This window comes from Pseudoalteromonas sp. T1lg21, assembly GCF_002964625.1.
Taxonomy (GTDB): Bacteria; Pseudomonadota; Gammaproteobacteria; order Enterobacterales; family Alteromonadaceae; genus Pseudoalteromonas; species Pseudoalteromonas gelatinilytica.
This window is the reverse complement of record NZ_PQBX01000002.1, coordinates 1-13,003: the sequence shown is the minus strand read 5'-3', so window position 1 is coordinate 13,003 and position 13,003 is coordinate 1. Positions and strand designations below refer to the sequence as shown.

Sequence of the window (13,003 nt, the reverse complement as noted above, 5' to 3'; positions counted from 1 at the left end):
CATAGCAAAGCAATGAACTAGTGTTAACAAGTGAATTTTGATATAACTTCGGGAAAATTTAACAAGTCTGACCACATAAAGAGAACACATTATGTCTTATGCCCAAATTACTGGCTGGGGTAAATGTATACCACCAGCAAGCATCAGCAACGATGAAATTAGCAATATTGTTGATACCAACGATGAATGGATCACCACACGTACAGGCATCAAATCTCGCCGTGTCAGCCATGTTTCTACTGCCGACTTAGCTACGGTTGCTGCAAAACATGCCCTTGCCTGCGCGGGCGTTGATGGCAAAGACATTGATCTTGTGATCCTTGCAACTTGTACTCCATCAACAATGGTGGCAAATACAGCGTCTCTAGTGCAAAAAAATATTGGTGCGGTAGGCGCAGCAGCAATGGATACTAACGCTGCATGTTCAGGCTTTTTATATGCATTACAAGCAGCCACAGCGCAAATTCGTGCGGGTATGATCAAAAAAGCAGTCGTTATTGCTGCTGAGCGCATGACGTGGTACATCAACTGGGCGCGCCGCGACAGTGCTGTATTATTTGGTGATGGTGCTGGTGCCGTTGTATTAGAAGCCTCAGATACGCCATCTGGTTTACTTGCAACTAAAACTGGCTGTGACAGTGAAGATCGCGATATATTACACATCGAAAACTTTGGTAGTGATTTAAATAAATACGAGCCAATTGGCCCGTCTAACTTGTTATTCGAAGGTCGTGAAATCTTCAAGCGTGCTGTTAAAGGTATGAGTGAAGCCTGTGATGACGTGCTAAACCAAGCACAATTACAGCTTGATGATATTGACGTATTAGTTCCTCACCAAGCAAACTTACGTATTATCCAAGCTATTCAGCAACGCTTGAAAGTAGCTGACGAAAAAGTCATGGTGAACATTGCCGATTACGGTAATACATCTGCTGCGACAATTGCGATTGCAATTTGTGAAGCTGTTGAGCAAGGGCTTATCAAGCCAAACTCAAACATTATGTCAGCGGCATTTGGTGCAGGCTTAACGTGGGCGGCAAGTTACATTAAATGGGGCGAGCGCGTGACACCAATTGCGGTATCTGATGCAGCTCTACCTGAGTGTGATAAAACAGGTCTTGAACTTGTTGCACCGGCTGTTGCGGCATGTAAAGCGGCAGAATAAAAAGCTGCATTCATTTATAGAAAAGCGCGGCTTAGTCCGCGTTTTTTTATGAGCATAAAAGGAATCGACCATGGAATTATTAGGCATCCATCACGCTGCAATCATCTGTAGTAATTACGACAAGTCAAAGCATTTTTATACTGAAGTATTAAAACTGCCGATTATTCACGAGCTATACCGCGCTGAACGTGACTCGTATAAATTAGATTTAGCACTTCCTGATGGTAGCCAATTAGAATTGTTTTCGTTTCCCGGAGCGCCACAAAGACCCAGCTATCCAGAGGCACAAGGGCTTCGACATTTAGCATTTAAAGTTGCCGACATTGCAAACGCTAAGGAATATTTAGAGCAGCAAGGTATTTCAGTTGAAGAAATAAGAGTGGATGAAATCACCGGGAAGCAATTTACGTTTTTTGCCGATCCCGATGATTTACCGTTAGAGCTTTACCAACTCTAGATTATTGAAAGCGATCTTGTAGGTAGTTAAACACGGCGCGAATACCCAGTGCTTCACCCCCTGCAGGACGACCTGGTAATGAACGTAAGTTCCAAGCCATCACATCAAAGTGAACCCACGGCGTGTTTGGCTCGACAAACTCTTTTAAATAAAGCGCAGCAGTGATTGCACCACCGAATGGGCTTGATGCACAGTTGGCAATGTCAGCTACGTCGCTTTTTAATAATGCTTTGTATTGATCAAATAACGGTAATTGCCAAATTGGATCATGACAGCTTTCACCGGCATCCATTAATTTGTTCGCAACATCTCGGTCATTTGCGAAAAAGCCAGGCAATTCAGTCCCTAAAGCGATACGACAAGCACCTGTTAGGGTTGCAAAGTCAACAATCAGCTCTGGGTTGTCGTTTTGCGCTTCAGCAAGTGCATCGCACAGTACTAAACGACCTTCAGCGTCCGTGTTATCAATTTCTACAGTGATCCCTTTGCGTGTTTTGATCACATCACCGGGTCTAAATGCATTACGAGAAACCGCATTTTCAACTGCAGGTACTAGTACTCGTAAACGAATTGGTAAGTTGGCAGCCATAATTAACTGTGCAAGGCCAATAACATGCGCAGCACCGCCCATGTCTTTTTTCATGTTGCGCATGCCTGAGCTTGGTTTTAAATCTAAACCACCAGAATCAAAGCACACACCCTTACCTACTAGGGTGATCTGCGGAGCATCTTTTGCACCCCAACGTAAATCAAGTAAACGCGGTTTATTCTCAGATGCGCGACCAACCATGTGGATCGTTGGGTAGTTTTGCTCTAATAATTCATCACCAACCCACTCGCTAAACTCACCATCAAAGGTGTCTGCTAAATCTGCCATCACTTGAGAAAGATGTTGCGGCATCATATCTGCAGCAGGCGTATTAACTAGATCACGGACTAAATTAATCGCACTTGCATGCTGCGATAAACGCTTAACTAAAGATTCGTCTTGAATAGCAAGTGTGGCACGAGGCGATGGTTTTTCTTTATATTCACTAAACTCATAACCACCTAGTACAAAACCAAGTGCAACCTGTTCGACAAAACTATCATCACCTTGAATTTGGTAGCAACCCGCTGGCAGTTTTGTCGATAAGTCACCCGCTAACCAAAAGTCCTGTAAATCATTAACTAAACAATAAACATGCTCAAGCGAACCTGATTCACTATCTGCAACTAGCGCGATGCCTTTGTTTTTAAAATCACAATTTGTTAGCCAGTTTTGTAAAGCTTGTGGTTGCTTGGTTAACCACGTTGCTAGGTCAGCTTTAGCAATAAATGACAGGGGAATTCCCGTAGAAGAATGGCGAATTAATGAACTCATTAAACGACTCGATATAAAGAAAAGGTAATTAAGCATACCAATAACTTGGTACAAAAGGTATAGGCAAAATCAGATAAGCAAAACCAAATCAGTGTTTGTTTTGCTTCTCTTTTTCTTCTTTTTCGACTTGTTGATCAAGCTCTTTAATTGAGCGGTTCATATTGAACGAACTAGGTAAAACATCAACACCGACCCATTGCCCTAGTTTAACAACTAAAGGAATGGTGATAGGTGAAAATGGCAATACAGCAAAGACACCTAAACCGAGCCCTTTTAAAATATCTAAAAACTGCTCATTGGCTGTATGTAACTCTTCTTTAGTAGCTAAGCCTTGAGTGTATCGCCTATAGATATGAAGCATCTCTTTTGTTTCTTGCTTTTCTTGGGCAAGTGCGATTTTAAGTGCTACCATAGCGCGCTTGAAACGTAGGGTCTGACGCTTTTTGGTAATTTTAGCCACTCTGAATGGGGCTCGATGAATAACTTTGTATAATCGCATTTGGCTATTTTCACACAGCATGCGAAGTTCACAAAGCATAATTTACTTATATTAGTTTTTGTTTTATTCTTCATACACTATTCGTAATTATTTTTCAGTATTAAAAATGAACACACCTATACAACAGGCTGAGCCAAAACCCCAAAAGCCGGCCCCAGATGAATGTTGTGGTGGTGGTAGTTGTTGCCCATGTGTGTGGGATGAATACCGAGAAAAATTAAAACAATGGCAATTAAACAACATTCCGCAACAAGCCTAATAGACCGTTCCAAATCCAATTCCGCTCAAAAACCAATCAAAAAATTCCTTTTTTAAAATATTTTTGGATATTTTATATACTTTCTTACACATAAAAGAAAAAACAAGAATAATTTATCCCCTGCAATTTCATGCACATAATTAAAAAAACAATAATAACTTGCAAATTAAAAAGCCAAAAACAACATCGTATTAACAATTTGCAAAATAAATTTACAGGCTGTATAAAAGATTTACACCAAGTTTTTTGATTAGCTTTGGTGACATAATCATAAATATTCTAACTGGGGAAGTCGGAATGAAATTCAAAAATAATGCGCTACAACAAGCAATTAAATTTGCTTTAGCGACAACAACAGCAGGCCTGTTTGTGTCGGGTTCAGTTGTTGCTGCAGAGCAAGCAGCAGAAGAAACTAAAGTTAATAAAAATGTAGAAAAAATTGCCGTGGTAGGTACTCGTTCAGCACCACGTTCAATCGGCGATTCACCTGTACCGATTGATATAGTTAGTGGCGATGAACTTAGCAAGAATGGTTCTACTGATATGTTAGATATGCTTCAAGCATCAGTTCCATCATTTAATGTTCGTCAGCAGCCTATTTCAGATGCAGCATCGTTTATTCGTCCAGTTAACTTAAGGGGTTTATCTTCTGATTCAACTCTTATCCTACTTAATGGCAAGCGAAGACATCGAGCGTCCGTAATTGCTTTTCAAGGCGGCGGCGTAAACGATGGTGCACAAGGTCCAGATATTTCAGTGATCCCTTCAGTTGCATTGAAGCAAGTTGAGGTTCTTAGAGATGGCGCTGCAGCGCAGTACGGCTCTGATGCAATCGCAGGTGTAATGAATTTTGTACTAAAAGATGCCTCTGAAGGTGGTTCTTTCTCTGTGCGCCAAGGAGAATATTACGAAGGTGATGGCGATCAAACAGTAATAGATGGCAATGTTGGCCTACCATTTACTGACGAAGGTTTTGCAAATTTATCTTTTCAATATAAAACAGCAGATGCAACAAGCCGTACTTTACAGCGCCCAGATGCAGCAGCATTAATCGCTGCAGGTAATACATCAGTTAATGATCCTGCACAAACTTGGGGTAATCCCGAGATTGATGATGATCTAACATTGTTTGCTAATGTTGGATTAGAATTAGGCGATGGAAAGAGCTTCTATATGTTCGGTAACTATTCAGATAGAACGGCAACAGGAGGCTATTATTATCGTAACCCACAAAATAGAGGCGGTGTTTACACCGATGGTGACGGTAATCTGTTAGTAGGTGCTATGGATGGTAATAGTGATGCCTGCCCAAACATTCCAATCACTTCTGGTAATGTTTTAACTCAACAAGATTATATAGATAATGTAGCTAATAATGATAACTGCTGGGCTTTCAACGAATTGTTCCCTGGCGGCTATACTCCTCTTTTCACTGGTGAGATAAATGATACCTCGTTAACAATGGGTACTAAAGGCGAGTTTAAAAATGGTTTTTTAGATGGCGCTTATTATGATTTCAGTGGCTCGGTTGGCCGTAACAAATCAACCTACACCCTAGTTAACACTGTAAACCCATCGTTAGGAGCTAACCAACCTACTGATAATAGTTTTGAAGCTGGCTCGTATATTCAGCTTGAAAAAGCATTCAATCTTGATATATCAAAAGCATATGATGTTGGTTTAGACGATATGGTAAACGTCGCTTTTGGTGCTGAATGGAGACAAGAAAGCTTTGAAATTATTTCAGGTGAACAGGTTTCTTGGCAACAAGGACCTTTAGCAGAACAAGGTTTTAGTGTAGGTTCTCATGGTTTCGCAGGATTTTCACCTGAATCTCAAGGTATAAGCAAACGTCAAAGTATCGCTGCATATCTAGATGTTGAAACATACTTAACTGAAGATTTCTTAGTTGGCGCTGCACTTCGGTATGAGGACTTCTCAACATTCGGAGATACCTTAAACTATAAAGTAACAGCTCAATATTCTCTAACAGATGAGTTTTCACTTCGCGCATCTCATTCAACAGGTTTCCGTGCTCCAACAGTTGGACAAGCTAATGTAGTAAATACCCAAACTTCTCTTGTTAATGGTGAATTAATCCAATCAGCAACATATCCACCTACGCACCCAGTATCAGCTCAAAAAGGTGGTGTAGAGCTCACTCCAGAAGAGTCAAAAAGTTTTGCTATTGGTGGTGTTTATCAAAGTGGCGACTTTTTCCTAACTGTCGATTTATATGACATTAAAGTAGAAGATCGCATAGCACAAACAGATAAATTATTTATTGACCAAAATGATGTAGATGCCTTACAAGGTCAGTATCCAAACCCTGAATTGTTACTTGGAGGTTCAATCACCTTCTTTGCAAATGACTTCGACACACATACACAAGGTGCTGATGTTGTAGCAAACTACACAATGGAACTGTTCGGTGGCGACACTAAACTTTCTTTAGCATACAACTACAACAGTACTGAAGTTGACAATGCAGGCTTATATACTTCTGACTTCAAAGTTAAACGTCTTGAACAAGGCATGCCAGAACATCGTGCAACATTTACATTTGCACAAGACTGGGAAACATTCAGTATGTTTGTTCGAACAAACTACTTTGGTGAGTATTTTGCAACACATGCAGATGAGCCAGATATTGGTGACACCTATGGTTGGTCTAAAACAGGGAGTTCTGCAGTTACCTTCGACGCTGAATTGAGCTACTATGCAACTGATTCAATTACACTATCTGTAGGCGCAAATAATATCTTCGATACTGAGGCTGAAAAGCTTCAAGAAGTATCTAGTGATGGCTCATATGGGTCACGAGGTATCGTCGGTGGTAAATACTACGAAAGTGGTCCATTTGACTACAATGGTGGATTTTACTACGTGAAAGCGAGTTATAAATTTTAATATTTAGTAGTAAAAATTTGTAATGGTAAGCCAATGAGGAGTTATCTTCATTGGCTTATATACTTTAACATCAATCCACCACACACATTAAATTAACACCTCAAATTTGCGTTTCAAAGTTTATGTTACTGGAAAAAGCGAATCAATTACTGAATGAAAACAAGCTTAAAGAGGCCGAATTTCATTTTAAAACCATTCTCGATTCAGATCCTGAAAATGGCGAAGCGTTATTTGGATTAGGTCGCATTGCCCTGCGTTTAGAGCGTTATGATGCAGCGGTTTACCTTCTACAAAGAGCCTGTGAACGACTACCTCACATGCTTGAACCACTCCATGCCCTTGCCGATGCTTTTAATGGCGTGCATTCGCCACAAGATGCCTTAACCGTACTCGAATATGCAAAGTCAATTGCCAGCCATAACCCTGAGCCACATTACTATCTTGCCCAGCATTATTTAACCTATGGTGAGTTAGACAAAGCCTACAATATTTTAAAACATGCCCTTGGTATGGGAAATTACCCTGTAAAAGCATACATTTTATTTGAGTTAGTGCAGTTTGGGCGTTTTAACAACGAACAAAATTACATAAATGAGCTACACCAGTTTTTAACTTTAACCAATAATCTGCGCTTAAAAATGGTGTGTTATTATGCACTGGGTAAAAGCTATGATCAGTTAAATGATACAGAACAAGCTTTTAACTACTTCAGCCTTGCTAATAAGCTACAAACAAAACTCACGCAGTTTAAAACCCGTGACTTAATGCCTTTTTATCAGCGCATCATAGAGCAAAATACAGCTGAGCTAATTGATGCCAGAGACAAAACATTCAACGGCACAATTACCCCCTTTTTTATAATTGGCATGCCAAGAAGTGGCTCAACGCTTGTAGAGCAAATGCTGACAAGCCACAATGACTTTGCCAGCCTTGGCGAAGATGCCAGTATCAGTAATCAGGTTGTTGCATACCTTGAACAACAAACGCAACTCCCCTACCCAGATTGCTTAGCAGAGCTAAACCAAGGGCTAATTAACAATGCCCGCAATATTTATATTGAACGAATAAAACAAGCGCCAGTTGTACGCCCCTTTATGATCAATAAGCTGCCTGCTAACTATCAGTCACTCGGATTAATTTACTTACTCTTTCCTAACGCCAAGTTTATTAATATGCAGCGAAAGTATGATGCAATTGCTTGGTCTGTGTTTAGCAATTATTTTGCTGAAAACGAACCTTATTTTTGTTCACTCCCAGAGTTTAAACAGTACTTTGATTTGTATCAGCAGTTAATGGACCATTGGCAAAATGTGATGCCAGAAGCGATTTTTGATTTAAGCTATGAAGCACTTATCAGTGACAGCGAACAAACACTGACAGCCCTGTGTAAGTTCTTAAACATTGAGTACAACACACAGTTCTTAGATTTTTATAAGTCAAAAAAACCGGTGGCAACGCTCAGCAAAACGGCTGTAAGACAGCCGTTAAGTGATAAAGCATTAGAGAAATACAAACGCTACGAGAGCGCAATGCACACGCTTATGCGTGAGTCTCAAACCAGTTCAACAAGTCAACAAACTGATCATAACGCGCCTGTGGGTGAGTAAGCATATTAATGTGATCATAATCGACCTTATGGCCAAACTTACGGCCATAAATGGTCATCGTTTGCTTACCGATGCCGGACTCTTCCATAAATTTTTCAATATCAATCGGCTGGCATAGGGCTTTATCTTTAACACCCGCCACATGCATAATGGGTGGAAGTGCCTTATCAGCTAATGTGTTGGCGTAATCAAAGCCATCGTCAGTATCGACCCAAGGTTTACGCTTAGCCCACTGCATACTTTGATAATGTGATTTACGGGTTTCATCATCACTGCCCCATTTCAGTTTTTTAGCAGGCACAAAACCATGCTTACGGGCAACTAATGGCGCCAAACCATACCAAATTAAATTACCTTGAATATACTTGCTTGGATGATGGTTATACAAAGACCGTTTAGAACCAAAATAGCCGCAGGCTTTAACATCATCAATCAACTCAGGAAAACGGGCAAACACACTGTTCATTAACACCCCACCCCATGAGTGCGCCACCCAATAACGCGCAGGCTCGCCTTCAAGCTGCTTAATTTTATCTAAAAATGCGGGTATATCTTCTAAAATAGCCTCGGTTTGACCATACTTTGCATGCTTTGAAATCGCAGGTTTACTTTCACCACGACCGCGTAAATCAGCCACATAGCAAACATAGCCATGCTCAGCTAAAAATGGTGCTAAACCTTTATTGCTGTGGGTGTAAAAGATTTTGCCATTTTCAACGGCACCATGCATAAAAAACACCGCAGGGCCTTTCGCATCAGTCTTACTGATACGGCGTAAATGTAAGGTTTGGCTTTCGGCGAGTTTAATAAACACCGATTCTTGTTTAATCGTCACGTTTGACCTTTTTATTCTTATAGACTCATCGTACCAGTGTTAAGTTACGCCAGTCTATTCAGCAAAGCAAGTTTTGCCTGGCGATTGCCACTCAAAATGAGAATCTCAGGCACGATGAGATTTTGATAAAATAGTAACACCAATGCAGAGCCATTATTCATTGAAGTTAGAAGTTCGACTTGCACGAGCCTTTGGCTAAATGTTTGATGGTTTCGGGTCTGATGGTCTTATAGATAAAGAGACAAAATTTGATGTATGGAAAACCGAAACTAAACGCGAGGGCATGCCTAACCAAAAAACATTTTCCGTCGGCTTCAGTTATAAGTTCTAGCAACCATGATGCATAATAAAGTAGGCAATATATGAGTTATTGCTTACTTTATTAGACATAATTTAGGTTTAATAATATCTTTAAGCTATTAAAGCTTGGTATTTCCTTTACTAACCAGCAACGATTATTTTCTGACTTATCAACTTTTACTAAGTTAACCTCAGCAAAAGTTGAAAATGATAGAATACTCAAAATTAACGCAAATAGTTTCATGGCATATAACGCCCAGCACAGCGGCTGACAAAGCTGGCACGTAATTGCGCAGCAATTTGAGTGACAGGTTTGACAGTCCGTTGCTGCTGGTTATACGGCATTAAGAGCATTCTAGATGCTCGCTTATCAACTCGATTGTTTTTGTAAAATTCTTTACCTTATTCTTTGCACGCAATTCGCCTAAAACCTTACGAGCAAGATCTTTATTACCATTATATTTATGCATAATCGCAGTAATGATATCTGGGTTATACATACTGAATGCTGGCTTTTCACCGTTCCTGACTAATTCCAAGACTTTATTTACGCTATCGATTTCTAGTAAGAATGGCAGTGCCGATGAACTAAGAATCTTCCTAATATCCATCCCTAGCTCTTGTGCATTTGTCTCAGAGCTAACCTCCCACCAAGAGTCACCGTTATCGTTCATTAGATGCCCCACTCTCCTAGAAATTACAGCAGCCGCCTTACTTGGATTTTTAGGTAAAGGGGTATTCGTCCATTTTTCATGGAAATATGGAAAAACAACATTCACGTTAATAGTGAACTTGGCACTTGTAGGATCATTATATTGTGATGATTGGAAATCGATTACATATATAAAGATATCTCCACTTTTGTAGAAACATCTTCCTGTTTTTCTGAATCCATTTTCTTTTAGGTATTGCTTTGTACCTTCAGAAATAACTTCATCGATTTTCTTTGAACTATCCGACTTCACGATATTTCCTATGCCGTATAACGCCCTGTTAATGGGCAAAATTTTGTTGGCTAAAATGTGGAGCGGAGCGAAACCAAGCCAACGTAATTTTGTCCACTTTAAACAGTTTGTTATATACCAACTAGTAAAAAAGATAAACACCCAAAAACAATAAGCCCAGTGCTAAAAACATTGTTACGTAAAGTCCCCACACGACCTCCCATAACAATAATTTTCGTGTCTTTTTAAAGTGATACAACCCGACTGAGCATGGCGCGCCAAGCAGTAGGGGAGGAATAGCGAAAAGCATCGAATAGCCAACATGCTGATAGAACGGCAAAGGTTGTCGATCCTCAAGTGCCAGCATATGCTCCAGCAAATAGCTCATACAAATTCCAGCAATCAAAATTAGGATAAGGTGCTTAATTACAACTCGTGGACTCATAGAGGTATATAACGCCGCAAATAAACGGCAAAAATTAGTTGGCTAAAAATTTGTAAGGTACGAACAAAGCCAACTAGTTTTTTGTGCGCACTTTTTAATTTGCTTTGTTATATGCCGATTACCAATTCGCCTGCTTAGTTTTTTTATAACCTAGCCACATAGTAATTGCTAGTGTTAAACATCCCAACAAAATGAAAATAGCTGTTACATTTGGGGACTCTTGCACTATGCCAAGTTTTCCATTTAACCATGCTGGGAAGAATATACTAAACGGAATGTAGGTAACGATAAACAACAGAAACAAAATATATTGGCTAAACACGTTTAACAAACTACGACGATTAACCAGTTTAAGTTTATCTGCTAAATGTTTATGGAACTTTACGATACCCAAGCAGAGCCAAACATAGACCACAAATGAAACTACAAAAATAGCAATATTCATATAACTCTCTTAGGCATATAACGCTTTAATAAACGGCGAAAAATAGCAGGCTAAACTAAGCGAAGAATAAGCGCAAGCCTGCTATTTTGCGTCCATTGTTTAATTAACTTGTTATAACTCTGGCCACTCGTCCCCAGATTGTCTAGCCGCATAGTCAAAATTTAACTCTGTACCAAAAGGCTCTATCGGTAACTCTTCTTGGTTGATTGATATTTTGAGATTATTTAAATTTTGAAGCTCACTTAAATATGCCAAAGTATCATGAATCCCACTCGATTTAGCATTGTTTATTAATGCCGCAATAACATTCTTCTGCTCAGAGGATAAACTTGATAGAACTTTATTGATCGCTTCATTTTCTGTCGTATTTGGAAACTGGCCATTCTTAACCCATTCAGCTTTGGTTGAACTACTTCGTTCAACTAATCCATCAATCAATGATTTGTATTCGTCCATTGAATCCACACGCATTCCTAAAGAGAGTTATAACGCCCGCATAATGGGCGGATAATACTTGGCTAAAATTATCGAGGAACGAGCGTCAGCCAAGCGTTAGACGTCCATTCATTAATGCGCTTGTTAGGTTGCGATTGAATCCCATTTTTCCAGAACCATTGCACGCCAATCTTTATCTAGTATGTTTTCTGCAACGAATTCCAAGTAAAAGTCTGCATCTCTATCAATCTGATCGTAAGTAACATCAATAATCGAATACAACGCCCTACCTAAATGAGAATACACAATACTAAATATACAAACACCGTCTTCAATAATTTGAAACTTTGAAATGAATGGAAAGGGCTGCAAATGTTTAAACTCTATTCCGGAACTGCCTGTATTCCAATTTTTATTACCAGCGGAAAATTTAATGTTGTCGTTTTCTCTGTAGATTGCAAAGTTTACTTTAGAGCCAAAAATTCGTTTTTCGCAATGAGCAAACCCCACGCAAGGCTCATCCGTATTCTTGCCATTACTCATGGGTATCGTTTTCGCTCGACCTGTTTCAGGGTTGAATTCGATTTGCTTCCGTTCGTGAGTCCAATGATTTAGCAACATCTTCCTTAGCAACCTAACGCCTCAGTTAAAAGGCAAAATTTGGTTGGCTACAATGTGAAGCGGAGCGAAACCAGCCAACTGAATTTTGTCCGCTTTTAAACTGTTTGTTATACGTATTTTACACCTATTTATCGCTGCTTAGTTGTTCAAGGTAACTTTTTAATCTTACAAAATCTTCAAGCCCACGTTTATCTGTTTGATATTCTGGCTCCCAATATGCTACGGCAGTGTATTGATACAAAGAGCTTTCTAGCATCCAAGTATCTCCATCCATTCCCCGAGTTTTATCTTTCGGAAACACCAGTGTTTTCTCTAACTTACTAACTAAATTTGAGTACTGTTCTTCTGTTAATTCAATACTTTTCTTTGATTTAATACCTTTCCAGTCATAACCCCCAGCGCCCTCATAAGTTGTAGTTATTAACTGATAGGGTTTGTGCCTAGTAACCTCATAGATAACAGGGTTTGAAAAAGTAGGTACTACTTTCATTTTTAAGACTGGTTGAAGATAAAAACCAGGGTCAGTGTATTCGATTGTATTTCGAGTAGATTTACAGCCAACAATTGAAAGTAGAATCAAAAAAATTGAATAGTATTTCATATTACTAAACCGATCCTTCGATACGTATAGACATAATGACTCCCCACGAGGTGCTAGCCTCCGCATTTTCGTGGGTTAGCTAAAAGCCAGAGCCATAATTAGTTTGTCAAATAACTA

Annotated in this window: 14 protein-coding genes; 5 read left to right on the top strand and 9 right to left on the bottom strand. The window is 39.6% G+C overall.

The window, feature by feature from the left end:
• The first annotated feature begins 91 nt into the window (after positions 1–91).
• Positions 92–1,165 (top strand): ketoacyl-ACP synthase III, encoded by a 1,074-nt coding sequence (locus tag C2M25_RS01895; protein ID WP_105173422.1) that lies wholly within the window; start codon positions 92–94, stop codon positions 1,163–1,165.
• Between the two features lie 70 nt (positions 1,166–1,235).
• The gene (gene gloA2, locus C2M25_RS01890) at positions 1,236–1,622 is read left to right on the top strand and encodes an SMU1112c/YaeR family gloxylase I-like metalloprotein (RefSeq protein ID WP_105180252.1); all 387 of its coding nucleotides are present in this window, start codon (positions 1,236–1,238) and stop codon (positions 1,620–1,622) included.
• A 1-nt stretch (position 1,623) separates the two neighbouring features.
• Here the strand turns inward: gloA2 and C2M25_RS01885 are convergent, their stop codons facing one another.
• The gene (locus C2M25_RS01885) at positions 1,624–2,985 is read right to left on the bottom strand and encodes a leucyl aminopeptidase family protein (protein WP_105180321.1); all 1,362 of its coding nucleotides are present in this window, start codon (positions 2,983–2,985) and stop codon (positions 1,624–1,626) included.
• Positions 2,986–3,073: 88 nt separating this feature from the next.
• A complete protein-coding gene (locus C2M25_RS01880) occupies positions 3,074–3,484 on the bottom strand; it encodes a hypothetical protein (protein WP_105173788.1) in 411 nt (136 codons plus the stop codon).
• 106 nt (positions 3,485–3,590) lie between these two features.
• Between C2M25_RS01880 and C2M25_RS01875 the strand changes: the two genes are divergently transcribed.
• The 3 genes from C2M25_RS01875 (at position 3,591) to C2M25_RS01865 (ending at position 8,260) form a co-directional block, all read left to right on the top strand.
• Entirely contained in the window at positions 3,591–3,743 is a 153-nt protein-coding gene (locus tag C2M25_RS01875) for an oxidoreductase-like domain-containing protein (protein WP_082401749.1), read from the top strand.
• A gap of 297 nt (positions 3,744–4,040) precedes the next feature.
• Complete coding sequence (locus C2M25_RS01870; RefSeq protein WP_105180251.1) at positions 4,041–6,653, top strand: TonB-dependent receptor plug domain-containing protein; 2,613 nt, start codon at positions 4,041–4,043, stop codon at positions 6,651–6,653.
• Positions 6,654–6,775: 122 nt separating this feature from the next.
• Complete coding sequence (locus C2M25_RS01865) at positions 6,776–8,260, top strand: tetratricopeptide repeat-containing sulfotransferase family protein (RefSeq protein WP_105180250.1); 1,485 nt, start codon at positions 6,776–6,778, stop codon at positions 8,258–8,260.
• Here the strand turns inward: C2M25_RS01865 and C2M25_RS01860 are convergent.
• The 7 genes from C2M25_RS01860 to C2M25_RS01830 all read right to left on the bottom strand — a co-directional run bounded on the left by C2M25_RS01860 (position 8,193) and on the right by C2M25_RS01830 (position 12,886).
• On the bottom strand, positions 8,193–9,095 hold the full coding sequence (locus tag C2M25_RS01860) for an alpha/beta fold hydrolase (protein WP_105180249.1): 903 nt from the start codon (positions 9,093–9,095) through the stop codon (positions 8,193–8,195). The genes C2M25_RS01865 and C2M25_RS01860 overlap by 68 nt on opposite strands.
• A gap of 644 nt (positions 9,096–9,739) precedes the next feature.
• A complete protein-coding gene (locus tag C2M25_RS01855; protein ID WP_158679654.1) occupies positions 9,740–10,360 on the bottom strand; it encodes a DUF4304 domain-containing protein in 621 nt (206 codons plus the stop codon).
• A gap of 121 nt (positions 10,361–10,481) precedes the next feature.
• Complete coding sequence (locus C2M25_RS01850) at positions 10,482–10,727, bottom strand: hypothetical protein (protein ID WP_105180247.1); 246 nt, start codon at positions 10,725–10,727, stop codon at positions 10,482–10,484.
• A gap of 175 nt (positions 10,728–10,902) precedes the next feature.
• On the bottom strand, positions 10,903–11,229 hold the full coding sequence (locus C2M25_RS01845; RefSeq protein WP_234003514.1) for a hypothetical protein: 327 nt from the start codon (positions 11,227–11,229) through the stop codon (positions 10,903–10,905).
• Positions 11,230–11,340: 111 nt separating this feature from the next.
• Positions 11,341–11,685 (bottom strand): DUF6547 family protein, encoded by a 345-nt coding sequence (locus C2M25_RS01840; protein WP_325051019.1) that lies wholly within the window; start codon positions 11,683–11,685, stop codon positions 11,341–11,343.
• 123 nt (positions 11,686–11,808) lie between these two features.
• The gene (locus C2M25_RS01835; RefSeq protein ID WP_158679653.1) at positions 11,809–12,207 is read right to left on the bottom strand and encodes a hypothetical protein; all 399 of its coding nucleotides are present in this window, start codon (positions 12,205–12,207) and stop codon (positions 11,809–11,811) included.
• A 202-nt stretch (positions 12,208–12,409) separates the two neighbouring features.
• Positions 12,410–12,886, bottom strand: a complete 477-nt coding sequence (locus C2M25_RS01830) for a hypothetical protein (protein ID WP_105180244.1) — start codon at positions 12,884–12,886, stop codon at positions 12,410–12,412.
• Between the last annotated feature and the right edge of the window lie 117 nt (positions 12,887–13,003).

Coding starts and splice junctions, on each gene's coding strand:
- C2M25_RS01895 (WP_105173422.1), top strand. CDS start 92: ATGTCTTATGCCCAAATTACTGGCTGGGGTAAATGTATACCACCAGCA.
- gloA2 (WP_105180252.1), top strand. CDS start 1,236: ATGGAATTATTAGGCATCCATCACGCTGCAATCATCTGTAGTAATTAC.
- C2M25_RS01885 (WP_105180321.1), bottom strand. CDS start 2,985: ATGAGTTCATTAATTCGCCATTCTTCTACGGGAATTCCCCTGTCATTT.
- C2M25_RS01880 (WP_105173788.1), bottom strand. CDS start 3,484: ATGCGATTATACAAAGTTATTCATCGAGCCCCATTCAGAGTGGCTAAA.
- C2M25_RS01875 (WP_082401749.1), top strand. CDS start 3,591: ATGAACACACCTATACAACAGGCTGAGCCAAAACCCCAAAAGCCGGCC.
- C2M25_RS01870 (WP_105180251.1), top strand. CDS start 4,041: ATGAAATTCAAAAATAATGCGCTACAACAAGCAATTAAATTTGCTTTA.
- C2M25_RS01865 (WP_105180250.1), top strand. CDS start 6,776: ATGTTACTGGAAAAAGCGAATCAATTACTGAATGAAAACAAGCTTAAA.
- C2M25_RS01850 (WP_105180247.1), bottom strand. CDS start 10,727: ATGAGCTATTTGCTGGAGCATATGCTGGCACTTGAGGATCGACAACCT.
- C2M25_RS01845 (WP_234003514.1), bottom strand. CDS start 11,229: ATGAATATTGCTATTTTTGTAGTTTCATTTGTGGTCTATGTTTGGCTC.
- C2M25_RS01840 (WP_325051019.1), bottom strand. CDS start 11,685: ATGGACGAATACAAATCATTGATTGATGGATTAGTTGAACGAAGTAGT.
- C2M25_RS01835 (WP_158679653.1), bottom strand. CDS start 12,207: ATGAGTAATGGCAAGAATACGGATGAGCCTTGCGTGGGGTTTGCTCAT.
- C2M25_RS01830 (WP_105180244.1), bottom strand. CDS start 12,886: ATGAAATACTATTCAATTTTTTTGATTCTACTTTCAATTGTTGGCTGT.